Annotated in this window: 20 protein-coding genes and 1 riboswitch; of the genes, 15 read left to right on the forward strand and 5 right to left on the reverse strand. The window is 48.6% G+C overall.

Annotated elements, in window-relative coordinates:
- Nucleotides 1-174: 174 nt before the first annotated feature.
- Nucleotides 175-780 (forward strand): GntR family transcriptional regulator, encoded by a 606-nt coding sequence (locus ACTRXF_RS07990; protein WP_474278601.1) that lies wholly within the window; start codon nt 175-177, stop codon nt 778-780.
- 106 nt (nt 781-886) lie between these two features.
- On the opposite strand, the gene ACTRXF_RS07995 is transcribed toward ACTRXF_RS07990, so the two are convergent.
- Together ACTRXF_RS07995 and thiT are read right to left on the reverse strand one after the other, a co-directional pair.
- Nucleotides 887-1,930: an oxidoreductase gene (locus ACTRXF_RS07995; RefSeq protein WP_474278603.1), complete on the reverse strand. Its 1,044-nt coding sequence runs from the start codon at nt 1,928-1,930 to the stop codon at nt 887-889.
- 122 nt (nt 1,931-2,052) lie between these two features.
- Entirely contained in the window at nt 2,053-2,613 is a 561-nt protein-coding gene (gene thiT, locus ACTRXF_RS08000; protein ID WP_244897352.1) for an energy-coupled thiamine transporter ThiT, read from the reverse strand.
- Between the two features lie 124 nt (nt 2,614-2,737).
- On the opposite strand from thiT, the gene ACTRXF_RS08005 reads away from it, so the two are divergent.
- The 7 genes from ACTRXF_RS08005 to ACTRXF_RS08035 all read left to right on the forward strand — a co-directional run bounded on the left by ACTRXF_RS08005 (nt 2,738) and on the right by ACTRXF_RS08035 (nt 10,403).
- Complete coding sequence (locus ACTRXF_RS08005) at nt 2,738-3,193, forward strand: hypothetical protein (protein WP_474278605.1); 456 nt, start codon at nt 2,738-2,740, stop codon at nt 3,191-3,193.
- 13 nt (nt 3,194-3,206) lie between these two features.
- Nucleotides 3,207-3,557 carry an avidin-fold protein gene (locus ACTRXF_RS08010; protein ID WP_474278607.1) on the forward strand — a complete coding sequence of 117 codons (351 nt, stop codon included), beginning with the start codon at nt 3,207-3,209 and terminating at the stop codon, nt 3,555-3,557.
- A 60-nt stretch (nt 3,558-3,617) separates the two neighbouring features.
- Nucleotides 3,618-4,604: an aldo/keto reductase gene (locus ACTRXF_RS08015; RefSeq protein ID WP_474278609.1), complete on the forward strand. Its 987-nt coding sequence runs from the start codon at nt 3,618-3,620 to the stop codon at nt 4,602-4,604.
- Nucleotides 4,605-4,916: 312 nt separating this feature from the next.
- Complete coding sequence (locus ACTRXF_RS08020; RefSeq protein ID WP_474278611.1) at nt 4,917-6,698, forward strand: PTS mannitol transporter subunit IIBC; 1,782 nt, start codon at nt 4,917-4,919, stop codon at nt 6,696-6,698.
- 12 nt (nt 6,699-6,710) lie between these two features.
- Complete coding sequence (locus tag ACTRXF_RS08025; RefSeq protein ID WP_474278613.1) at nt 6,711-8,801, forward strand: BglG family transcription antiterminator; 2,091 nt, start codon at nt 6,711-6,713, stop codon at nt 8,799-8,801.
- Nucleotides 8,802-8,820: 19 nt separating this feature from the next.
- Entirely contained in the window at nt 8,821-9,261 is a 441-nt protein-coding gene (locus ACTRXF_RS08030) for a PTS mannitol transporter subunit IIA (RefSeq protein WP_474278615.1), read from the forward strand.
- Nucleotides 9,258-10,403 (forward strand): mannitol-1-phosphate 5-dehydrogenase, encoded by a 1,146-nt coding sequence (locus tag ACTRXF_RS08035; RefSeq protein WP_474261429.1) that lies wholly within the window; start codon nt 9,258-9,260, stop codon nt 10,401-10,403. The genes ACTRXF_RS08030 and ACTRXF_RS08035 overlap by 4 nt, the downstream gene beginning before the upstream one ends.
- Before the next feature lie 209 nt (nt 10,404-10,612).
- Here the strand turns inward: ACTRXF_RS08035 and ACTRXF_RS08040 are convergent, their stop codons facing one another.
- Nucleotides 10,613-13,846 carry a DEAD/DEAH box helicase gene (locus ACTRXF_RS08040; RefSeq protein WP_474278617.1) on the reverse strand — a complete coding sequence of 1,078 codons (3,234 nt, stop codon included), beginning with the start codon at nt 13,844-13,846 and terminating at the stop codon, nt 10,613-10,615.
- 159 nt (nt 13,847-14,005) lie between these two features.
- On the opposite strand from ACTRXF_RS08040, the gene ACTRXF_RS08045 reads away from it, so the two are divergent.
- On the forward strand, nt 14,006-14,626 hold the full coding sequence (locus ACTRXF_RS08045) for an HD domain-containing protein (protein WP_474261427.1): 621 nt from the start codon (nt 14,006-14,008) through the stop codon (nt 14,624-14,626).
- A gap of 43 nt (nt 14,627-14,669) precedes the next feature.
- Here the strand turns inward: ACTRXF_RS08045 and ACTRXF_RS08050 are convergent, their stop codons facing one another.
- Nucleotides 14,670-15,311: an HAD family hydrolase gene (locus tag ACTRXF_RS08050; RefSeq protein WP_474278619.1), complete on the reverse strand. Its 642-nt coding sequence runs from the start codon at nt 15,309-15,311 to the stop codon at nt 14,670-14,672.
- Nucleotides 15,312-15,589: 278 nt separating this feature from the next.
- Between ACTRXF_RS08050 and ACTRXF_RS08055 the strand changes: the two genes are divergently transcribed.
- Together ACTRXF_RS08055 and ACTRXF_RS08060 are read left to right on the forward strand one after the other, a co-directional pair.
- Nucleotides 15,590-17,041 carry a SulP family inorganic anion transporter gene (locus ACTRXF_RS08055; RefSeq protein WP_474278621.1) on the forward strand — a complete coding sequence of 484 codons (1,452 nt, stop codon included), beginning with the start codon at nt 15,590-15,592 and terminating at the stop codon, nt 17,039-17,041.
- A 40-nt stretch (nt 17,042-17,081) separates the two neighbouring features.
- On the forward strand, nt 17,082-17,507 hold the full coding sequence (locus ACTRXF_RS08060; RefSeq protein ID WP_474278623.1) for a universal stress protein: 426 nt from the start codon (nt 17,082-17,084) through the stop codon (nt 17,505-17,507).
- A gap of 52 nt (nt 17,508-17,559) precedes the next feature.
- On the opposite strand, the gene ACTRXF_RS08065 is transcribed toward ACTRXF_RS08060, so the two are convergent.
- Nucleotides 17,560-18,450 (reverse strand): Cof-type HAD-IIB family hydrolase, encoded by an 891-nt coding sequence (locus ACTRXF_RS08065; RefSeq protein ID WP_474278625.1) that lies wholly within the window; start codon nt 18,448-18,450, stop codon nt 17,560-17,562.
- Nucleotides 18,451-18,579: 129 nt separating this feature from the next.
- Nucleotides 18,580-18,677, forward strand: a riboswitch (purine riboswitch).
- A 61-nt stretch (nt 18,678-18,738) separates the two neighbouring features.
- Between ACTRXF_RS08065 and ACTRXF_RS08070 the strand changes: the two genes are divergently transcribed.
- From ACTRXF_RS08070 to ACTRXF_RS08085, 4 genes are all read left to right on the forward strand, one after another.
- Nucleotides 18,739-20,016 carry an NCS2 family permease gene (locus ACTRXF_RS08070; RefSeq protein ID WP_474278627.1) on the forward strand — a complete coding sequence of 426 codons (1,278 nt, stop codon included), beginning with the start codon at nt 18,739-18,741 and terminating at the stop codon, nt 20,014-20,016.
- Nucleotides 20,017-20,204: 188 nt separating this feature from the next.
- Nucleotides 20,205-20,768, forward strand: a complete 564-nt coding sequence (locus ACTRXF_RS08075; protein WP_022792578.1) for an RNA polymerase sigma factor — start codon at nt 20,205-20,207, stop codon at nt 20,766-20,768.
- Nucleotides 20,758-21,531, forward strand: a complete 774-nt coding sequence (locus ACTRXF_RS08080; protein WP_474261420.1) for an anti-sigma factor — start codon at nt 20,758-20,760, stop codon at nt 21,529-21,531. The genes ACTRXF_RS08075 and ACTRXF_RS08080 overlap by 11 nt, the downstream gene beginning before the upstream one ends.
- Before the next feature lie 175 nt (nt 21,532-21,706).
- Nucleotides 21,707-23,098: a copper amine oxidase gene (locus tag ACTRXF_RS08085; protein WP_474278629.1), complete on the forward strand. Its 1,392-nt coding sequence runs from the start codon at nt 21,707-21,709 to the stop codon at nt 23,096-23,098.
- The last annotated feature ends 78 nt before the right edge of the window (nt 23,099-23,176 follow it).

Here is a 23,176-nt window from a genome sequence, read left to right on the forward strand (position 1 = left end):
TCGTAAAATGGAAATTTTTTATTATCATTGATAAGGCTTTCAATGAAGATAATTGTACACAATTTTATATTTATTGTATACATTCAATAGCGAGTTGGTTTAATTTCTATTAGATAGGTATAATAAGAATAAGAAATGAAATCAGAGGATTGCAGCAGAAGGGATGACGGCACGATGAAGCAACAGCACTCTGCTTCGGATACGGCATACGAAAAAATTCGGGATGCCATATTTGAGGAAAAATATGAACGCGGGGAAAAATTAACGGAAGTAAAACTGGCAGACGAACTTGGGGTCAGCCGGACGCCTGTAAGGGATGCAATGCGCAAGCTTGAAGAGGAGGGCTTGATTAAAGACAAACGGGTGATTAATCCAACTATTAAAGATTTAATGAATACGTTTGATGTGCGGATACTGCTCGAAGGGTTTGCTGTCCGCCAGGCTGCCCGTTACATGGGTCCTGACCGGATAGAAGGCCTGCAGAGGTGTATAGAGACGGCAAAGCAGGGAACAACAGAGGAAATAATGGAAGCAAATAAGGAATTTCACGACATTATTGTCAGTGCGAGCAATAACGATGTACTAATTGATACCATTGAACGGATGCAGTCAGTTATTTTTTTGTTCCGGAGAACAGTGGTGTATCACCAGAGGCCCCGTCTGATTGAAGAGCACGAAGCAATACTTGAAGCGATCCGGAATCACGAAGAGGACGAGGCAGAAGCGCTGATGAAAAGCCACTTAAAGAAGGACCTGGATTTCTCCGTTCATTCGTGGTGAGATCGGTGACATACTTCTACTGTTCCAATCCTGGAAATAAAAATCCCCCATGCAGACAGGGGTGATAAAAACCCATAAGCACGGAGGAACTCCGGGAAAAGCATTATTATTTATTAAAGGAGACTGGAATGACACGTTTTTCCCAATCACTTTTTTCGGCGAGCTCGAGCAGGCGGATGACTCTGCTTGCTTCAATGGCGGTCACCGGATTTTTACCGTCCTCCTGGATGGCCTGGGCGATCCTTTCGTAATAGGATTCGTACGATCCCTGATGCGTAGGGATTTTCTCAGTGCCTCCATACGCATCGGTATACGTCCCGTAGTAAGTCTCGTCTTCCAGGCCCCATTCCTGATCCCCTGGTGTTTTCCCGTTAATCAGCATATCCTCCTGGGGGTCAAAGCCGTATTTTACAAAGCTGCCTTTCGTTCCATGCACAATATATCTCGGAACTTCTCCGACAGCAAGAAAGCTGGATTGCAAAATAACCCGCTGGTTCGGATACCCAAGAATCGCATGAAAATAATCGGTATTATTCGTTTTCGGACGCTGCATTTCAAGGTCAGCGAAAATGGTTTCCGGCATACCGAACAGTTCAAGCGCCTGATCAATGAAATGGGCTCCTAAATCAAACCAGCTTCCCGAGCCTGGCAGGTCCTGCTCACGCCAGAGTCCCTCCACCTCCGGGGCATAGTCGTTCCACGTACCCTGAAAGGTGTGAACGTCGCCAAGCGCCCCTGCTTCAAGCAAGGAACGGATCGTCAAAAAATCACCGTCCCAGCGGCGATTGTGATATACGCTTAAAACGACATCATTTGCTTCGGCGAGCTCTGTCAGCTCTACGGCTTCCTCATATGTAGGAACGAATGGTTTTTCCAAAACAACATGCTTGCCGTTTTCAATTGCAGCTTTAGCCAGAGGGTAATGCGTCGTGTTTGGGCTCGTAATGACCACAAGATCAATATCCTCCCGCCGGCAGGCTTCCTCTGCTTCAGTGGTAACTTCAACATCCGGAAGCCGTTCATGTACTTTTTCCGGACTCGAGGATGAAACGAGACGGATGTTAAAGTGATCGCTTTTTTCAATAATAGGTGTATGAAACACAGACCCTGAAAAACCAAAAGCGATAATAGCAGTATTGATTGGCTGCATGACTGACGACCTCCTCAAAAGTTATTAATAAACTTTTCCCCCGGGACCGGAAAAGGAAACGTCTCCATCATAGAAAAAAGCGGCAGGACGACTGCCGCTTTAAAGTGTTTTGCGTTAACATGCTATTTCCATTTCGGCTGATCAAAAAATTTCGGACGGTATTTTGCGATAACAAATAGAATAATAACGGTAATAATGGTTTGCGGAATTAAATACGAAGCGTTGTAAAGTGCCGAATACGCTACCACAGGTGTACCTTCCGGAGCGTAGCTTCCAAACCAGATAACGCCTGAGACAAAATGGTCGATATAGCGAAGCAGTGCCCCGAAAACAATGCCGATAAGCATTAAAAGGTAAGGAATCCGTTCCCGGAATACAGCATGTGTCGTAAAAATCGCAGCAAATCCGAGCACCGTGTAAGCGATCGGGTATTCAAGAACGAGCTGAACAGGGTGAACGATAGTTGCTCCCTGCAGAAGCTGGAGCATTCCTGCCAAAAACCCTGTGGCAAGTCCCGCTTTCCATCCGCGGCGAAAAGCCATTAGAAAAATAGGAACCATAATAAAAGAAATCGAACCGCCGGCGAGCCACGGTCCGCCGAATTCAAGAAATCCTAAAATAAAAGAGAGAGCAGCCATGAATGCTGTTTCTATCATAATTGCTAAACGTTTACCCCTCTCCAAAGATGAACACCTCCCTAGAATTTACCGATACTATCTTAGCATAATAGGAAAAAGAAAGAAACGCCAAGGGGAGGGGTTTGTCTGATATAATATGAAAAGAAGGAAGGAACAGGGAGAGGATTGCATGGATACATCGACAGATATGCTGAGAGAGTATTTAAAGGGCAGCGGAGCCGCCTGTACGGTTACCCTGCTGTTATTTATATTTTATACAATTATACTGGGGGAGGTGCAGCTTTTTCCCAATCTGGCTTTTCTTTTAGCGGTATGCACGTACCTTGGTTCGATTGTCGGAGTGCTTCTTCTTAAGCTCGTGGAGCCGTATCAGTATCATATTCTGTATCCAATTCTGGGTACGTTTTTTTTCGGTTTTCTTGGCATTTTTTACGGCGTATCGATTATCTACGCCTATCAGCTCGACGGCTTTTTCGTCATTGTGACGATGGCGTCCTCCATGTCATTTTTTGTTACCCAGTTTGTGCAGGCCCAGACCGTTGCCTGGATCATGGCAGGCTCCGGTCCGTTTTTTCTGGCGGTCATCATGTTTTCAAACCAATTAGCCCGTTCGCTCGGGCAGTGAAGGAGGAAAAGCAGTGAAGTATCATGGCAGACAGTTTGCAGGTATAGAGAACAGCGCAGGCGGAGAGGTATCAGGGCAGACTGTTTTTTATTACGAGCAGGAGGGGTCAGTGCTTCGGGCCCACTATTCTGGAGGAGAAGTCGTTTCCGGTGTTCTAATTGGAAAAGTGTATGCAAATGGAGAACTGGAATTCCGCTACAATCATGTAAACGAGGACTGGAGCCTCCGGGGCGGCAGGTGCTATTCGGTCCCGGAAGTGCTGGAAGACGGAAGAATCCGCCTGCACGAACAGTGGCAGTGGCAGGATGAAAGCAGTGAGAAGGGGACGTCTATCGTAGAGGAATTAAAAAGCGACACGGTTTAAAATGCTGGCATTGGAGGAAAAGTATGTTCAACTACGCATCATACAAAGGAGACTTTCAGTATGGAACATACTTCAATTGCCGGCACGAATCTTCGCCCGTCCCGCGTAGGGCTCGGAACGTGGGCTATTGGCGGCACGCAGTGGGGCGGTACAGATGAAAAACAGTCGATTGAAACGATACATGCAGCACTTGATAAAGGCATCACCCTTGTGGATACTGCTCCTGCTTACGGGTTCGGAGAATCAGAAAAAATTGTCGGAAAAGCGTTAAAACATGATAATAAACGGCAAAACGTTGTACTTTCGAGCAAGTGCGGCATGAACTGGAACGATGAAGGTGCCTTCCGGGACGGTACGGCTGCCCGGATCCACCGGGAAATTGATGATTCCCTGCAGCGGCTTCAGACTGACCATATCGATATTTATCATGTGCACTGGCCGGATCCTAAAGCAGATATGGCCGAAACGGCAGGAGCCATGAAGGAAGTACTCGATGCTGGTAAAATCCGCGCAATAGCGGTCAGTAATTTCACTGTGGAGCAGCTCGAAGAATTTCAAAAAACGGCACCGGTTCACGTTATACAGCCGCCGTATAACATTTTTGAACGGGGCATCGAAAGAGACATTCTGCCTTATGCTGAAAAGCAGGGAATTTCCACGCTGCTGTATGGTTCACTGTGCCGCGGGCTGTTAAGCGGCAAAATGACGGAAAATACGACATTTGAAGGTGATGATCTCCGCAACGGGGATCCAAAGTTTCAGGCAGACCGTTTTCCACAGTATATTGCGGCGGTAAATGAACTCGATCAATACGTGAAAAATAAATATGACAAGCGCGTGATTCATTTAGCTGTCCGCTGGGTGCTGGACCAGCCGGGTACGAGCACAGCCCTTTGGGGCGGCCGCCGCCCGGATCAGATGAACGGCATTGAGGAAATTATGAACTGGCAGCTCGATCAGACGGATATGAAAGCCGTGAACGAAATTGTAAATAAGCATGTAAAAGACCCGGTTGGACCTGAATTCATGGCCCCGCCGACCAGATAAAGAAATAAAAATGCTGCGCTAAGCGCGGCATTTTTTATGAAATGAAGGATACCAGAAAGAGATCAGCGAATAGTTATACATAAATGAAAAAGTCTGCGTGCGCTGGAGGTGCTTTACAGCATTTGGATCTGTTTGTTTAATCGTGTCAACATCGCTCCTGTCGTATTTGTATTTTCCTTTAATTGTGTTCGTGCAAAAATCCCCATAAAATAAAGATGTAAGCGAATACTAAAAATGAACGGTCCATAATTCATCAAGAAATCATTTCATTATTGTCATCAATATATTTGGACCAAAAAAGGGGGAACCACAATGAGTGCATCAACAGAAAATGCACCGCAGAAGAAAAGTATCCGTTCAAGAATTCAAAAGTTCGGAAGCTTTTTAAGCAGCATGATCATGCCGAATATCGGTGCTTTTATTGCATGGGGACTGATTACGGCATTATTTATCGAATCCGGATGGCTGCCGAACGAAACTCTGGCAACACTGGTAGATCCGATGATCATTTACCTGCTTCCGCTTTTAATTGGTTATACGGGCGGAAAAATTGTCCATGACGTTCGCGGCGGGGTCGTTGGCGCAGTCGCCACAATAGGCGTTGTGGCCGGCGCTGAAATTCCAATGTTCCTCGGAGCTATGGCAATGGGGCCGCTCGGCGGTATTGCCGTTAAAGGATTCGACAGACTGGTTGAAGGGAAAATCCGTCAGGGCTTTGAAATGCTCGTAAACAACTTTTCCGCAGGAATTATCGGCTTCATTCTGGCTATCTTCGGCCTTCTTGCCATCGGGCCGATCGTGGAATGGTTAACGAACGTTTTAAGCGGAGCGGTGGACTTTCTGGTCAACACAGGCCTGCTGCCGTTAACGAGTATTATCATTGAACCGGCGAAGGTGCTGTTTTTAAACAACGCTATTAACCACGGAGTTCTTAGTCCTATCGCAGCAGAACAGGTGGCTTCCGCCGGAAAATCAATTCTGTATCTGCTCGAGCCAAACCCAGGTCCCGGTGTAGGGATTCTGCTTGCATTTGCAATATTTGGCACAGGAATTTCGAAAGCTTCCGCTCCGGGCGCTATGATTATTCAATTCCTGGGCGGTATTCATGAAATTTACTTCCCGTATGTATTGTCAAAACCTCTCACAATTCTTGCAGCTATCGCAGGCGGCATGACCGGGGTATTCACGTTCTCCCTGTTCAACGTTGGCCTTACAAGCGTTCCGTCACCAGGAAGTATTTTCCCGGTACTCGGCCTTGCAGCCCCTGGAGATTTCATTGGAGTCTTACTGGGCGTAGTGCTTTCAGCTGCCGTATCCTTTATTATCGCTTCCCTGATTCTAAAGTTCAGCTCCAATGAAGGAGAAACACTTGAAGAATCCACAGCGAAGATGGAAAGCATGAAAGGGAAGAAAAGCTCTGCAGCTTCTGCGCTTCATTCCAATGCAAGTACGGCTGAAGCAGACACCGGTGCTTATTTGGATAAAGACGTTAACAAAATTGTCTTTGCCTGCGATGCCGGTATGGGCTCAAGCGCCATGGGCGCATCGGTGATGAAGGACAAGGTGAAAAAGGCCGGGCTCCATATCAGCGTAACGAACACGTCGATTTCGAACATTCCGGATGACGCGGACCTGATCATTACGCACAAGGATTTAACCGAACGGGCACGGCAGAAACGGCCGGACGCAGAACATGTTTCGGTGGAAAACTTCCTCGGCAGCGACAAGTACGACGAAGTGGTTGAAGATCTGAAGCAGAAAAAAGGTGTGGAAGAAAGCTCTTCTGCTGGAACAACGGCAGCGGCAAAGCCGCCGGTTAACAAAATCATTTTTGCCTGCGATGCCGGTATGGGCTCAAGTGCCATGGGAGCGTCGGTGATGAAGGACAAGGTGAAAAAGGCCGGACTCGATATCAGTGTATCGAACACATCGATTTCGAACATTCCGGACGACGCGGATCTGATCATTACGCACAAGGATTTAACCGAACGGGCACGGCAGAAACGGCCGGACGCAGAACATGTTTCGGTGGAAAATTTCCTCGGCAGCGACAAGTACGACGAAGTGGTTGAAGATCTAAAAACAAGAGAATAAGGAGGGAAACCGATGGAATACCTCACAGGCCGGGAGCGCGAACTACTGCTGCACCTTCTGCATCATCAGGAACTAAAGCCAGTGGCTGAAATAGCTGAAGAAATTAATGTAAGCTCCCGGACCATCCATCGGGACCTTGATAAGCTGGCAGGTTGGCTTGCCGGCGAACAGGTTGAACTCGAAAGACGGACAGGAAGCGGAGTGCGGCTTAAGGGGACGGAAGAAGATATCGAAGAAATCAAACTCCGTCTCCAGCGTCCCGCTGTTATTGAATATACGCCGGATGAACGCCGTACCCTGCTGATTTGTCTCATTCTTGAATCGGACGGCCCCGTGAAATTAACGGCGCTCGGTGCAGAATTAAAAGTAACTATAGCAACGATCAGCCAGGATTTGGATAAACTCAAAGACTGGCTTGAGCTATTTTCACTCACACTTGTGAGACGCAGAGGCTACGGGGTGGAAGTGCAGGGAGCGGAAGCAGCTAAACGACGGGCGATGAGCAGCCTGATTGCAGAAAATGTGGAAGAAAAGGAGCTGCTCAGCTCGATCCGCCACCACATTTACGAGCGAAATGTGCAGACCGAACAGGGCCGCGTAGCTGAACGTCTGCTCGATATGGTTGGAGAAAACCACTGGTCGACGGTGGAGCAGGTGCTTTCAAACATGCAGGATCAGCTTCCGAAGAATTTTGCCGACAGTGCTTATATCGGACTGATCGTCCATTTAACTTTAGCGATTGAGCGGATCTCTGTAGGAGAAAGCATAGATATTAATGCGGACTACATGGAGAACCTGCGTGACACAAAAGAGTTTGCGATTGCAGAGGCCATCATTCGAAAGCTTGAGCGTGTGCTTGAACTGTCCATTCCTGAAGCGGAAATTGGCTATATTACAATGCATCTGCGGGGGGCAAAGCTCCGGACGCCGGTGGAAAACCAGCTGGAGGTGGATCACCTCCCGGTGGCCTTAAAAGCAAAAGCGCTGATTCGAGAGATGGAAAAATTAACGGGAGAACCGCTTGAGAAAAACCATTCCCTGTATGAAGGGCTGGTTGCCCATCTCGAGCCGGCATTGTACCGGCTTAGTGAAAACATGAGAATCCATAATCCACTGATGGAATCTATTAAAGAAAATTATGCTGATTTGTTCGCAAATCTTCGTCAGGCAGCGGACACCGTATTTACGGAAAGCTATCTTCCGGATGCCGAGGTTGGTTTTCTGGTCCTGCATTTCGGAACGGCAATAGAGCGTGAAGAGGCTGCCGCTCCCCTGCATGCGCTTGTCGTATGCTCGAGCGGCATCGGCTCCTCGAAGCTGCTTGAAAGCCGGCTGCGAAAAGAAATCCCCGTACTCGGAGATCTCGAAAATGTGAGTCTGCTCGATCTCGAGGAAATGAATATGGACGGCTACGATTTAATTATCTCTACGATCCCCCTGGATCCGCAGCCGCTTCCACATCTAGTGGTTCATCCTTTTCTAAATGAAGAAGATACGAGAGCAATCCTTCGGTCAGCGGACTCGATCTACCGTCAGCAGAGCAGAGCCGGGGTGTCAGTGAAGCGGAAGGAAGCACATGAAACAACACCCAGTTTATATGAAATACAGCTTTGCGTAGATTTAACCGTACAGATGTATCACCGCTTTTATATGAGAAAAGTAGAGGGCGGACAGAAAGCAGAACAGGCAGTTCATTGGATCATGGACGAGCTGAAGAAAGAAAATATCGTACAGGATGCGGGAAGTATCGCAGAAGAAATCTGGGAAAAGCAGGCTAAGGGCTTTGCGATTCCCGAAACCAATGTGGCATTATTTCATACAAGAAGCGCTATGGTGAGTGAACCGTCTCTGACGCTGTGGGAGCTCGAAGCACCACAGGCGCTGACAGCCATGGATGGTAAAACAACGGACGTTGACCGTGTTTTGGTCATGCTTGCACCGGAACAGGAACGAAAAGAAGTATTTGAGCTGATGAGTACCATCAGTGAAGAGATGCTGATGAACCCCGATCGGCTGGATGTCCTCAGGAGTGGGGAAGAAAATGACATTCAAAAGCATATTGATGAAGTTTTTCGGGAATGGTTGAAACGGAAAATAAATTAAGGAGAAGGAGAGAAATCATATGACTAAACCAGTACTGCAGCAGGAAAATGTAAAATTGAACGTATCGCTCGGAGGAAAGGAAGAAGCCATCCGTGAAGCGGGAGGCGTTCTTGTCGATAATGGATATGTACAGCAAAACTACATTGACAGTATGCTCGAGCGCGAAAAAGTAACATCGACCTTCATGGGGAACGGCGTTGCGATTCCGCACGGTACGGAAGACTCGCGCGAATGGGTGGACCATTCCGGTTTGTCAGTCATTCAGGTGCCGGACGGGGTGGACTTTGACGGCAACAATGTACGAATTCTGATAGGTATTGCTGGCAAAGGGGATGCACACCTGAACATTTTATCGAAAATTGCGATTGTGTGCTCCGATGAAGACAACATTGAGAAAATGGTTCAGGCTTCGTCTAAAGAAGAGCTGCTCGAGGTGATTGGTGAGGTTGAACTCTCATGATAGCAGTACAAATAGGCGCTGGTAACATTGGCCGTGGCTTTATTGGGCAGGTGCTCTCTGATGCCGGGTATGAGCTGTATTTTGCAGATGTAAATGATACTTTGATCGATCAGCTGAAGGCCGAAGGGGAATATGTGGTAGAGCTCGCCGAAGACGGTGCTTCTGCGCAAACCATTTCGGGAGTTCAGGCTTTTCACAGTGCGAAAGAGGAAGAGGCTCTCGTACAGAAGCTGGCGGAAGCGGATTTGATTACAACGGCCGTTGGGCCGGCAGTATTAAAGCATGTAGCTCCCGTTATTGCAAAAGCATTAAAACAAAAAGCTGCTGAAGGGCACGCCAGCCCGGTTAATATTATAGCCTGCGAAAATATGGTGGCCGGAACGGCGGAATTGAAAAAATATATCTGGGAGCAGCTGACGGAGGAAGAAAAAGCAGAAGCCGCTAATTTTGCCGGATTTGCCAATGCTGCAGTAGACCGCATTGTTCCGAACCAGCCTGAGGGCCAGGGACTGAAGGTGGTCGTCGAGCCATTTTTGGAATGGGCGGTGGAAGCCCCTTCGCTGAAGGGAAAAACTCCGGATATACCAGCGGTTACGTATGTGGATGACCTGACCCCGTATATTGAGCGGAAGCTGTTTACGGTAAATACCGGCCATGCAGCCCTTGCTTATGTCGGTTTTTTATACGGATGTGAAACGACGAAGGAAGCGATGGATCACCCGGAGGTGGCTGGTGCATTTGAAGCGGCTATTCGGGAAACTGGGCGCCTGCTGCAAATTAAGCATGGCTTCGGTGAAAAAGAACAGAACGAGTACCAGGCAAAAATCAAAGGAAGATTTTCAAACGAATATCTTTCCGATCCCGTGACCCGGGTAGGCCGCGGGCCGATCCGGAAGCTTGGTCCGAAGGATCGTTTAGTCCGTCCTGCGGTGGAGCTGCAGGAAGCAGGGGAACGCCCGGAAGCACTGGCTTTTGTTATCGCCGCCGCTCTTCAGTTTAACGTAACTGAAGACGGGGAGGCCGTAGAGCTTCAGAACACGATCGACCGGGAAGGGTACAAAGGAGCTTTAAGCCATTACGCTGAGCTTCCTGCTCATCACCCGCTGGTCGAATTGGTAGCCGGATATCTTCCGGAACAATAACAGTAAATAAAGAAGCAGAAGCGTCCGATCAGGCGCCTCTGCTTCTTTAATTTATATGGGCCAATCTCCTCCAGAGCATCCACCGCTGCTCAGGTTTCCTGCGCTTTTCCTGATCCAGCTCCGGAAACCAGCGGCGGCGTGCTCTTCAGAGCTTCGCCAAAGGGAAAAAGCCCCTTTGGGCCAATCTCCTCCAGAGCATCCACCGCTACTCAGGTTTCCTGCGCTTTTCCGGTTAACAGCAGGCGGATATCATTTTCGCTTAGCGTGTTCAGGCTGGTCTGTTCATCAGTGATGACCTGGTCATACAGGTGTCGTTTTTCCTCCTGCATGTGCTGAATTTTTTCTTCGATGGTTTCATGAGTGATAAGCCGGATTACCTGAACTGTCTTAGTCTGGCCGAGACGGTGGGCGCGGTCAGCTGCCTGCATTTCCACCGCCGGATTCCACCATAGGTCATACAGTACTACGGTGTCCGCTCCGGTAAGGTTAAGACCGGTGCCGCCAGCGCGCAATGAAATCAAGAAGACGTCCGGGCCTTCTTCTTCGTTGAAGGTTTCAGCAAGTCGTACCCGTTCCTCTCCTGGAGTGCTCCCATCAAGATAATAGTAATCGATGCCTTCTTCTGCCAGACGGTTTTTAATAAGAGCAAGCATAGAGGTGAACTGGGAAAAAACGAGTACCCGCTGGCCATTGGCCGTGCCCTCATGGAGGATACGCACGAGTTCTTCAAGCTTTCCGGATGAGCTTTGATATTCGGGCTCCACAAGCGAAGGGTGGCAGCAGATCTGGCGCAGGCGGGTTAAAAGGGAAAGAAGGTGCATCCGGTTGGAGTCCGCTCCTTCTTCAAGGAGAGCGCCTGCCTCCTGCTGCACGTTCTGCAGCGTTTTTTTGTATATGTCCGCCTGATTCGTTAACAGATCACAGTAAGTGGTCGTTTCAACCTTTTCAGGGAGCTCCTGGAGCACTTCTTTTTTCGTGCGGCGCATAATAAAAGGAGATGCTCTGTCTCTCACCTCTTCGGGACTCCAGGAAGAAAACAGCTTTTTGTTTGGAAAGAGCCCGGGCATCACGACGCTGAATATCGATCTCAGCTCATCAAGCCTGTTTTCCACCGGGGTGCCGCTCAGCGCAAAGCAGTATTTACTCCGGAGCTGTTTTACGGCCTTTGCTGTTTTAGATCCGGCATTTTTGACCGCCTGGGCCTCATCGAGCAGAACGCCGCGGAAAAATGTTTCTCCGTACCATTCAACGTCCCGGCGGATCAGAGGATAGGAGGTGATGAAAATATCGCTCTGCTGCTGGATCTGCTGCTCCCGTTCTTTTTTGCTTCCGGAAACAACTGTGGTGTTTAAAGATGGAAAAAAGCGTTCCGTTTCTTTTTTCCAATTATATAAAAGTGAGGAGGGAGCGATAATAACAAATGGTTCTCCTCCGGGGTTCTCTTTGCATTCTGTCGCAATAAAGCCCAGCGCCTGCAGCGTTTTTCCAAGGCCCATGTCGTCTGCCAGAATGCCGCCAAAGCGGTAGGCGGCGAGCTGCTTCATCCACTGGATCCCTTCACGCTGATACGTCCGGAGCTTTACGCCGGCCGGCTCGGCAAGTAATTTATGGTTTTCAGCAGCCCGCCGGATGTTTTCAAGCATGTCATCGACCTCAAGGGTCGTCTGCCAGCGGGGAGTGCCGGAAAGGTGTTTATCCAGATTGAACGCCTGATGGGCCGGATAACGCACTGCACCGCCTTCTTTGGACTGGTCCGGCTTCGGCATTTGCTGTAGGGCGCGGGCGAGGCGCTGCAGCAGCTCATCATCGAGAGGCAGGTACCGGTCGTCATCTGTTTTATAGAAGTCCTGTCCTTCCTGGATTGCCTTCCAGACCCCGGGTGTTTCTAAAGTGTCTGTTACAGACGAGGCAAGCGACAGCTCCATCCATCCCTCATCGGCATGAATGTCAGACAGTAACGACAGGCTGTCCCCTGGAATAAGCATATTTTCAACTTCTTCACTCATGAAGATGTCCATATAAGGCCGCAGCGCTGCCAGCTCCTTCGATAAAAAATCAATAATATTTTTGGGGGAAGAAAGGACGAAACGGTCATTTTCCTGAAGGAATCCTTTCTTCTGCAGCCGTTGGAGCTGCAGGTGTTCCTGCTGCCGGTCCCGGGGCATAAAATAAGAATCTTCGACAGACGGCACATGGTCCGGCCGGAAGGCACTGTACTCTTTAAATCCATAACGGTAAATTAACTCTCCGGTAATTTTACCTCCGGTACCTTTTGAAAGGTAAAGGGCTGTCTGCAGCGGCTCTATGTGAAGATTTTCCTCCAGCTTCTCATCCATTTCCAGGCAGTGGTGATTCATTAACGGAGCGCCCCAGTGTAAAAAGGTATCGAGAAACTCCTGTCGGGAAAAAACGAGGCGCTGCCCTTCTGCCTGTATGAGCATTCGCTGGGCGGCAGCTGCGGTTCGCGCCAGTTCCTTTTCCGGGCAGTACAGCTGTCCGTTCCACAAACAATATATGCTCTCGCTGATAAAAGACGGCGTTTCCTGTTGTGGGGTGGAGAAAATCAGCGTATCCGCTTCCTTTTCATAACTGAGAAAAAAAGAATACGGCCAATTGTCTTTCACGTTCCAGGGCCTTTCACCGTATGTATCTATGATATAGGCATTCGGGCAGAGGTCGAGCAGGCTGAAAAGCTTTTCGACTGCATAAGGCGGCACCGCGATTTCCCTCTTCGTTCCGCTTCTTGCTATCCACTGCTCCTGAAAGGAAGACCCCGATTCCTCATGCCGAAGCACAGAAGCAAGCAGCTGAAGGACATGAAGATCTTCCTCTGAAAAATAGTGGGAGACAGGATCAAATGTTAAAGAAGGAGCCAGGCGGAAGGGGGTCTCGTTTTTCATTGCTTCAATAAACTGATAAATGTTTTTCACAGCGTATCGCTGGTTTTCTCCAATCTTCACCTGGACGACTGGAAATAAAACGTCGGGCCTCCGGTTATCTACAGGAAAAGATAGTAAAAAATCAGCATGTATCTGCGTGCCTATGTCCTCCACCTTTGACTGAAAGGGCGAAAAGTATTCCAGGAACTGATCTTTCACTGTATCTTTTCCGGCCGATGCAGCTGAAACAGGCGAAGCCGGAGGGCTGGTGAAGGCAGGAGCTTCGAGCAGCAGGGCAACAAGATGGCGGCATGGAGCAGACGAGGAATGATAAAAACGGTCGCAGGAACAGTACATTTCCTGAATGGTATGGCTCCCGTCAACGGCAATAAAAACGTCTTCCGGAAAAGGAGTGTCCTTTACGACTGCTTCCACATGCCGGGTCTGCATCAGGGTTTCTTCTGTCATATGGGCGATTTTATATAAATCATACAGGCGTTTGCCTTCTAAATATGTAGTTTCATCGGTCATCTGGCGTATAGCGTCCGGAACAAATAAAGCCAATCCTCATCCTCCTTGCAACGCTGGAAATACTATCTTCCGTACGTTTTCCATGCCCGTATTTTAGCATATTACTCCTGAAATAAGGGAATAAAAGTACATACAATAACGATTGCAAAAGGTATAATATAAAGAAAGAGATAGTCGGAAGGAGAGGTTCTTATGGATATCAGGCAGCTGATTCATGAAGCGAAGCAGGAGGCATGGGCGTTCTTTGCCCATACAGATCCCGCACATGACTATTGGCACACTGAGCGGGTGGCGGCGCTTGCAGGGGACATCGCTGAAAAAGAAGGGGCCGACCCTGATGTATGTATTCTCGCAGCCTGGCTTCATGACATAGGGGATGAAAAGCTTCTCGAAGAGGGGGAAGACGGAGAAGAAAAAATCATGCGCTGGCTTGAGCAAAATGAAGCCGATGAAGAATTGAAGCATCATATTATGCAGATTATTTCTTCGATTTCCTTCCGGCACCATAAAGAACGGGCACCGGAGACTCTGGAAGGAAAAGTAGTGCAGGATGCGGACCGCCTGGATGCCCTCGGTGCGATCGGGATTGCCCGTACATTTGCATATACTGGACACATCCATCAGCCGCTTCATGATCCGCGTCCGGAGTACCGGAACGAACGGAACAGCGCGATTCAGCACTTTTTCGATAAACTGCTGAGGCTGAAAGGAATGATGAATACAGATACGGGCCTATCGATCGCTACAAAACGCCAGCGGTTTATGGTCAGTTATCTGGAGGAGTTTTACAGTGAATGGGAAAGAAAGGCATAAAAATAGGGCTGTCCGGTCGTCCGGGCAGCCCTTTCTATATTTATCAGGATGACGGGGCGTTTGTGACATATTCCAAAATTTCTTCGGGACGTTCGAAACGCAGCGTCGGTGACGTATTTTCCGGGTGAACTGCACCCCAGCCGGCTAAACCGAAAGCAGTGCCTGCTTTTTCAGCACTTTCACTGTCATGCTGCGTGTCCCCAATATAAATGGTGTTGGAGGCCTCTGCTCCGCTTTTTTCCATGAATGCCCGGAGCGGTTCCGGAGAAGGCTTATGATGGGTAGTGTCGTCGGCACTGATAATGTAAGAAGCAAACTGCTGCAGGCCGAAGGGTTTCATTTCATGGTCAAATGCCTCGCGTGTTTTGGAGGTAACGATTCCGACCTGGTAGCCCTGAATGTTCAGCCCTTCAAGCAGCTCCTGGATGCCGGGGAACATATCAATCAAAAACCGGTTGTCCTCGAGGTATGTGCTCCATTTTTCCTGCACCGTGCGGCGTTCGTCATCCTGAAGCCCCAGCCGGTTTAAGACGTCTGCCTCGGGCATGCCAAGAAGCGGCCGCAGATTTTCATTCTCAATAACTTCTCCCGTGGTCTCCTCCACAGCGCGCCTAAGTGATTTAATAATGGCGTCCTCTGTATTAATAAGCGTTCCGTCTACATCAAAAACAAAAGTACCGTACATATTGACTCCTCCTAATAGATATCTCGCTATTTGATTTTCCCGAGTTTTCCGGTTTTCAATCAGAGGAAAAAAGCCCATTATGAGAGAGCGTTTACATAAAAAACTTTCATGTAATCTATTGAAAAATTGATGTGATATGCTACACTTTGATGGTTCGTGACGTTGGTTTTCATACAGATGAAAGCCTGAAAAAAGAAAGCATGTGAGGCGCGCAACAGGCCGGAATGCCCGCATGCACCAAGGATAAAGAGTATAAAAAAAGAGAGGAGAAAAAAGGTTTGGATTTTTCAAAACTGAAAATGGAGTGGCTCGGAAATATTAGGGGTGACGTGCTGGCAGGAATTGTAGTAGCACTCGCGCTGATTCCGGAAGCAATAGCATTCTCCCTGGTGGCAGGTGTAGACCCTCAAGTAGGGCTTTATGCTTCTTTCAGCATGGCGGTAATGATTGCGATTGTGGGGGGACGGCCGGGCATGATCTCAGCTGCTACAGGGGCAATGGCATTATTGATGGTTACCCTGGTGGCTGAACATGGACTGCAGTATCTGCTAGCGACAACAATTCTAACTGGAATCATTCAATTAATTGCCGGCTTCAGCGGACTTGCCCGCTGGATGAAGTTTATTCCCAGATCGGTAATGGTGGGTTTCGTCAACGCCCTGGCAATTTTGATTTTCACTTCCCAGTTGGAATATTTTCAGGGCAACGGCTACTGGCCGTTTGTATTAGCGGGTATTACCCTCTTTGTTATTTATCTATTTCCGAAGCTTACAGGGGCGATCCCTTCTACATTGGTAGCTATAATTGTTGTTAGTTTAATTGCTGTATTTGGAGGCATTAACACGCAGACAGTGGGTGACATGGGAACTCTTCCAACGTCGCTTCCCGTATTTCTGCTTCCGGATATTCCATTAAACTTTGAAACGCTTATGATTATCCTTCCATACGCTTTATCGCTTTCTGTCGTAGGTCTGCTTGAGTCATTACTGACCGCAACAATTGTTGATGACATGACGGACACAGAAAGTGATAAAAATAAGGAATCACGTGGCCAGGGAATCGCTAACGTTGTGACGGGTTTCTTTGGCGGTATGGCTTCGTGTGCCATGATTGGTCAATCGGTGATCAACGTAAAGTCGGGCGGTACTGGCCGGCTCTCGTCGTTGACTGCAGGCGTAGTACTTCTATTTCTGATTCTTGTACTCCAGGGTCTCGTCGTTCAAATCCCGATGGCGGCCCTGGCAGGAGTCATGATCATGGTCTCAATCAGTACATTTGACTGGGGCTCCCTGCCGACAATGGCAAAAGCGCCAAAAACGGATTCAACTGTAATGGTTGTAGTGGTAGCTACAGTCGTTTATACGCATAACCTTGCGATTGGCGTAGTGGCCGGTGTTATTTTGAGTGCTATTTTCTTCGCGGCTAAAATTTCAAAGGTTCACGTGAGTAAAACTGTTAAGGATGAAACCACACGGGTGTACCATGTGGACGGGCCATTGTTTTTCGCTTCGGTAACTGACTTTGTGAAGAGCTTTGATTACAAAGAGAAATTCGATAGAGTGGAAATTGATTTATCACGAACCCACCTCTGGGATGACTCGGCGGTCGAAGCGATTGAAAAAGTCAGACTGAAGTTTAAACAGGAAGGCACCAAAGTACACTTTACAAGCATTAACGAGGAAAGCTCGGAATTAATGCGCAAGCTTGAAGGAATGTCTTCCGGACATTAAGAAGTAACTACGGGAGAAAGAATTGTTAATGGAGAGGGGAATGTCTGTGTACCAAAAAGTGTTACTAGCAGCAGATGGGTCCGACCATGCCCGCCGTGCTTCAGGGCATGCGGTAAAGCTATTAAAAAATGTGCCGGACGGACATTTGGACGTCATTTATATTATTGATAAGGATCAGTCCAAATCGGACGTGCTGCATTACGGAAACAAAGAAATTATTCAGATGAAGCGCCGGGAGCAGCTTGAAGATCTCGAAAACGATCTGAAAGAAGCAGGTATTTCTTACGAGGTTCATATTGAACACGGCGAGCCTGGGCCGACCATCGTATCTTTCGCAAATAGCGGAGCTTATGACTGCCTTGTGATCGGGAGCCGGGGACTTAACCAGCTGCAGACGATGGTGCTTGGCAGCGTGAGCCACAAAGTGGTAAAGCGCGTGCAATGTCCGGTGCTTGTTGTAAAATAAAACCGCCTGCTGTGGCAAAAGCCGCAGCAGACGGTTTTTTTATTGAATGTTTTTAGCGCGGCTCTGCTTTTCGTTTCGTGGAAGAGAGCACGTAGTCATATACAGCCTGAGCGACTCCGTGATCATCATTATGGCTCGTCTCTTCATCTGCGAGCAGTTTTACATCCTGTTCGGAATTTTCCATAGCGATAGCAGTATCAGCGTAGCGGAACATGGATACGTCGTTAAAGTTGTCACCGATCGCAAACGTAACTGCATCCTCCCACCCTGCCTGAATGCGCAGGTGATGGAGACCGGCTCCTTTTTCGGTATTTGGGTGCATAAATTCCAGGTTGTCCCGGCCTGAGGACGTAATGGAAACGTCCTGGCGGATTTTCCACGCGCTTCGGACAGCAGCAAGCTTATCCTCGAGCGGGGAAAGCATCAAAAATTTGTAAATATGCACGTCTTCGCCCTCAATCTCTTCGAGGGAGCGGAGCTGGTGCATATGAAAGCGCCCCGTATTGTATTCCTCCTTGCGCTTGAATTCTGCCATACGATCCTCATAATCGTTCTCTTCTTTTGCGAACTCATGGGCGTCCTCCATAAAATACTGCCAGCCCTTCGGCATATAAAACATGCCTTTGTTCGTGTAAACATGAAAATAAACGCCAAAGTCTTCAAGCGACTGTACAACGCGGAGCGCTGTGTCCTTTTCCATTACGTTTTCATACACCACGGAGCGCCCCTGATTTACGATGGCTCCGTTCAGCGAAACGATGCCATCAGCTTCAAGGCCGGCATCCTCGAGCAGATGCTCCACGTCTTCAATGCCCCTGCCGGTTGCAATGACGAGCTTATGTCCTTCCACCCGCATCCGTTTTAATGCTTTGGCATTCTGTTCAGATATATATTTTTTTGAATGGAGAAGAGTGCCGTCCATATCAATTGCTACTACATTCATTCCCGTCACCTCTTATGTAACGCCCGTGGCGTCCGAATTATACATTCAGAATAACACGAATTGACAAACGGAAGTTAATAATAGTTGACGAAATGGTCCGAAGAAGCTATACTCCATAATTGGAAGAAAAACTGACAAACAAAAATGACTCGTATAATCGGACGAACTGGGTCCGATGTTTCTACCGGGAGCCGATTTTCCCGACTACGTGTCTCTGCGTGATCCTTCACGCGGGGGCACTTTTTTATGGTTAAAAATCATATACGGGAAGATAAAGGAGAATGAATGATGCTAAAAAAATTGTTTCAGCTGGAGGACCATCAGACGACAGTAAAAAAAGAATGGACGGCAGGCTTAACGTCCTTCTTTACCATTGCTTATATATTAATTGTTAATCCGGCTATTTTATCTGATACAGGAATGCCGTACGAATTTGCCCTTCTCGCTACGGCACTCGTGACAGCCTTCGGGTGTCTGCTCATCGGGCTGTGGGGTAATGCCCCAATCATTTTGACCCCGGGCATGGGAGTGAACGCCTTTTTCGCGTATACGCTTGTGATTGGAATGGGCTGGACATGGCAGCAGGGACTTGCGATTGTCCTTCTTTCAGGCTTGCTGTTTTTAATAACGGCGTTGACGCCGATTGCAGGAAAGCTGGCAAAAGCGGTGCCGCTGTCGCTCAAGCAGGGCATTACAGTCGGTATCGGGGTATTTTTAACCTTTATCGGCCTGCAGAAGGGCGGGCTCGTGCAGGGCGATGCGGAAACTTTTGTGGCTCTTGGCAATTTGGCAGAGCCAGCTGCGATGCTGACGCTTTTTGGCCTTTTAATCATGCTGATGCTTGTCGTCCGTAAAGTGAAGGGTGCTTTTCTTATTGGCATTGCGGTTATTTCTATTGCCGCAGGACTGTTTGGGATCAGCAGCGGCAGCGCAGGAGAAACGGCGGAAACTACCGGCGCCTATGCCTCGGTATTTACTGCAGCTGACTTCTCCGCATGGTCGTCTATTCCGTTTTGGACAGCAGTCTTTTCTCTGACTATGATTATCGTGTTTGAAAGTATGGGGCTCTTACACGGCCTGCTGGAGCGTAAAGAAAAATTTGGCCGTTCCTATCAGGCAGCAGCAGTAACGGCGTTTGGCAGCGGCTTTCTCGGCACGTCGCCGACAATTCCAGCTGCAGAAAGTGCTGCGGGAGTGGCAGAAGGAGGAAAAACAGGGCTGACGGCGGTCGTAACCGGCCTGCTGTTTTTGGTGGCTCTCCTGTTCACCCCGCTCTTAGGATTTATTCCTGAAAGTGCGATTGCTCCTGTTTTAATTATTGTTGGAGGGATGATGGTGCAGGAAATCCGCCATATTTCCTTTGATGATGCCTCCGAATGGTTCCCGGCCTATCTGGTCATCGGAATCATTCCGCTCACGTACTCCATTGCCGACGGCATTGCCTTTGGCTTTATAGCCTATCCGCTTTTGAAGATGGCACTTGGAAGTCCGCGGGCCGTTTCGCCGGTCATGTACGCTATTTCGTTTCTCTTTTTCCTTCATTATGTATTTACCTACATGGTGTAATTCCCGCCTTTCGGGCGGGATTTTTTTATTGGCAGAATTGATTTAAACGCTTACGATAGATAAAGGAGATGTATACACCATAGAATTACACAAATTTTTTCGAGGAAAAGAGATCCAATACCGGGGTACGTTGCGTAAGCTGAGTACATACCTCTTTTCCCACGCATTTTGAAAAAAGGAGAAGACCTATGTCGAAGTTATCGGATAACGATTTGTATGAGCGCATACGCGAGCGCGACAGAGAAGCGCTCGAACTTCTGTATGATCGTTACGAACGGCTGCTTTATTCATTCGCCTACCGAATGACCAAGGATCAGCAAATAGCCGAAGAGATCATGCAGGATGTTTTTATGAAAATATGGCAGGGGAAGGGAAGCGCCGTCTACCAGAAAGATAAAGGGTCGCTTTCTTCCTGGCTGCTTACGATTACACGCAATGCCTCGATTGATGCCATCCGGAGAAGAAAGCCGGAAGTGGAATGGGATCCGAGGGATTCAAAAGAGGAAACGACAGGGGTGGAAGAGCAGGTGGAGCTGAAGGAAAGCAACGAAGAGCTCGAACAGGCAATCGCGCTTCTTTCAGAGGAACAACAAAAAATTGTCCGCCTGTTTTATTTTCAGGGGCTTTCCCAGCGTAAGATTGCAGAGTCCTGCGATATACCGCTCGGTACTGTTAAGGGCCGCATAAGGCTAGCCCTAAAGAAATTAAAAGAACACCTCTCCAGGGAACGGAGGGTTGATTATGGCGAGTAATAAACAAGACTGGTTGTTTGATTATATAAATGGTCTTTTGACCACAGAAGAAGAGCGGGAGTTTGAAGCCTGGCTCGAAACGGACGAGGAGACGAGACAGGAGCTTGAGGAAATGCAGGCGATTATGGGAGAGCTTCCCCAGCATATCGAACCGCAGGACCCGCCGGCCGGTATGAAAAACCGGGTTATGGAGCATGTCGTCGGAAGAGAGCCGGAAGAGAAAATCACGGCGGCAAAACCAAAAAGAAAATGGAGCGCTGTAGCAGGCGCACTGGCCGCTGTACTGCTTGCTTCCATAGGCACGAACGTTTACCTTGGCACGCAGTGGCAGCAGGCAGCTGAAGAACGCGAAGAACTCGCCGGAGACCTTGGAGAAATGCAAACGGCTCTTTCCGAGCTTGAAGATTCTTCGCAGGAAACGGGCGAAGTGATTGCGTCCCAGGAGTTTGCCGCTACAGAAAACTCCCAGGGGAGCGGAACGGTTACGCTTCTTAATACAGAGCAGCAGGGAGAAATGGCTGTACACGTAGAAGGACTCGAAAATCTCAATAATAGTGAAGTCTATCAGGTATGGATGGTTGGTGACGGTAACCAGATGGTTCCGGCCGGATCATTTACAACCAATGAAGACGGAAGCGGTTCGCTTGTCTTCCCATCGGATGCAGTGAACGAAGATTGGAACGCCGTAGCGATTACGAGAGAACCAGAGCCGGATAATGAAGCACCTGAAGGTGAAGTAGTGCTCGAAGCTCCGTTTTCCTAAAGCTGCGAAAGGACCGGAAAAAATTTCCGGTTCTTTTTTTATATGAAATTGCTTTCATACCGGGGGTCATGGGAGATTATATCAAATGAAAATTAACAAAAAATTCACAAAATATGATCCAACTGTATATTTGTTTCGTTAGCTGACTGAAACCAAATATAAGGGGGATTCATTCATGTACATCAACTGGAAACGTACCTTCATAGCCCTGCCGTTATCTGCCGCCGTTATTATCCCGGCAGCACCGGGAGTCGCTTCAGCCGACAGTCATGACAGCCACGACGATATGGAAATGTCAGAGGAAATGATGGCTTCTGTAGCCACGCCGGCCGGGGACCTCCGGGCCCAGCTGGACCACTATCTTTCAGAGCACGCCTATCTGGCAGTAACGACGATGCAGAAGGGGGCGGACGGAGCAGATGATTTTGAAGAATCCGCCGCGGCATTAGAAGCAAATACACAGGATCTCACAAGCACTATCACATCCGTTTACGGAGAAGAAGCAGGTGCACAGTTTGAAGAAATGTGGAGCGAGCACATCGGCTACTTTGTTGATTACGTGGAAGCGACAGGTGCAGAAGACGAGGAAGCAAAGCAGGAAGCGCTCGACAACCTCGGAAACTATCAGACAGAGTTTTCAGAGTTTCTTGACAGTGCTACTGAAGGCGGACTTGAAGCCGATGCAGCTGCAGAAGGTCTCGGCATGCACGTGGATCAGCTGATCGGCGCTTTTGACAGCTACGTTGCAGGCGATTACGACCAGGCCTACAGCATGTCAAGCGATGCCATTGAGCACATGTACGGAGTCAGCGAAGGCTTATCAGGTGCTATTGCCGCCCAGTTCCCGGAAGAGTATGACAACACCACCCCGGACACCCCGGCGGTTGATCTTCGTTCGGACCTGAACTTCCTGCTTTCAGAACACGCAGCACTCGCTGTAACGACGATGCAGAAGGGTGGAGCCGGAGCAGAGGATTTTGGGGCAGCGGCAGGAATCCTGAATCAGAATACACAGGAGCTCTCTGATACAATTGCTTCCGTGTACGGGGAAGAAGCAGGAGAACAGTTTGAAGAAATGTGGAGCGAGCACATCGGCTACTTTGTTGATTACGTGGAAGCGACAGGTGCAGAAGACGAGGAAGCAAAGCAGGAAGCGCTCGACAACCTCGGAAACTATCAGACAGAGTTCTCTGAATTTCTGGCAGGGGCTACCGAAGGTGAGCTGGAAGCAGAAGGACTTTCTGAAGGTCTCGGCATGCACGTGGATCAGCTGATCGGCGCTTTTGACAGCTATACAATGGGAGAGTACGACAGTGCCTATGAAGATACACGCGAAGCTTACGGCCATATGTTCGGCGTGAGTGAAGGTCTTTCCGGCGCCATTGTAGCTCAGTATCCGGAGAATTTTGAAGAAAGCTCTTCTGACGAAGCAATGCCGGAAGAAATGCCTCAGACCGGCCTTGGCGGCTCAGAGCAGAATGTGAGCCCATGGGGAATTGCTGCCGGCAGCATGGCGCTCATTCTTGCAGGGATTGCTGTAACGAAACGTCGCCGCGAAGAAGCGTAGTATTTATTTTTAAAAAGGCTGTCCTGCAGAGGGCAGTCTTTTTGTGTGCAGGCGATAAACATGGTATGTATGAGATAC

Source organism: Marinococcus sp. LNHM3E3-2.2 (genome assembly GCF_056034385.1).

Coding starts and splice junctions, on each gene's coding strand:
- ACTRXF_RS08070 (WP_474278627.1), top strand. CDS start 18,739: ATGCTAAAAAAATTGTTTCAGCTGGAGGACCATCAGACGACAGTAAAA.
- ACTRXF_RS08015 (WP_474278609.1), top strand. CDS start 3,618: ATGGAACATACTTCAATTGCCGGCACGAATCTTCGCCCGTCCCGCGTA.
- ACTRXF_RS08035 (WP_474261429.1), top strand. CDS start 9,258: ATGATAGCAGTACAAATAGGCGCTGGTAACATTGGCCGTGGCTTTATT.
- ACTRXF_RS08075 (WP_022792578.1), top strand. CDS start 20,205: ATGTCGAAGTTATCGGATAACGATTTGTATGAGCGCATACGCGAGCGC.
- ACTRXF_RS08005 (WP_474278605.1), top strand. CDS start 2,738: ATGGATACATCGACAGATATGCTGAGAGAGTATTTAAAGGGCAGCGGA.
- ACTRXF_RS07995 (WP_474278603.1), bottom strand. CDS start 1,930: ATGCAGCCAATCAATACTGCTATTATCGCTTTTGGTTTTTCAGGGTCT.
- ACTRXF_RS08060 (WP_474278623.1), top strand. CDS start 17,082: ATGTCTGTGTACCAAAAAGTGTTACTAGCAGCAGATGGGTCCGACCAT.
- ACTRXF_RS08065 (WP_474278625.1), bottom strand. CDS start 18,450: ATGAATGTAGTAGCAATTGATATGGACGGCACTCTTCTCCATTCAAAA.
- ACTRXF_RS08030 (WP_474278615.1), top strand. CDS start 8,821: ATGACTAAACCAGTACTGCAGCAGGAAAATGTAAAATTGAACGTATCG.
- ACTRXF_RS08050 (WP_474278619.1), bottom strand. CDS start 15,311: ATGTACGGTACTTTTGTTTTTGATGTAGACGGAACGCTTATTAATACA.
- ACTRXF_RS08020 (WP_474278611.1), top strand. CDS start 4,917: ATGAGTGCATCAACAGAAAATGCACCGCAGAAGAAAAGTATCCGTTCA.
- ACTRXF_RS08045 (WP_474261427.1), top strand. CDS start 14,006: ATGGATATCAGGCAGCTGATTCATGAAGCGAAGCAGGAGGCATGGGCG.
- ACTRXF_RS08080 (WP_474261420.1), top strand. CDS start 20,758: ATGGCGAGTAATAAACAAGACTGGTTGTTTGATTATATAAATGGTCTT.
- ACTRXF_RS08025 (WP_474278613.1), top strand. CDS start 6,711: ATGGAATACCTCACAGGCCGGGAGCGCGAACTACTGCTGCACCTTCTG.
- ACTRXF_RS07990 (WP_474278601.1), top strand. CDS start 175: ATGAAGCAACAGCACTCTGCTTCGGATACGGCATACGAAAAAATTCGG.
- ACTRXF_RS08085 (WP_474278629.1), top strand. CDS start 21,707: ATGTACATCAACTGGAAACGTACCTTCATAGCCCTGCCGTTATCTGCC.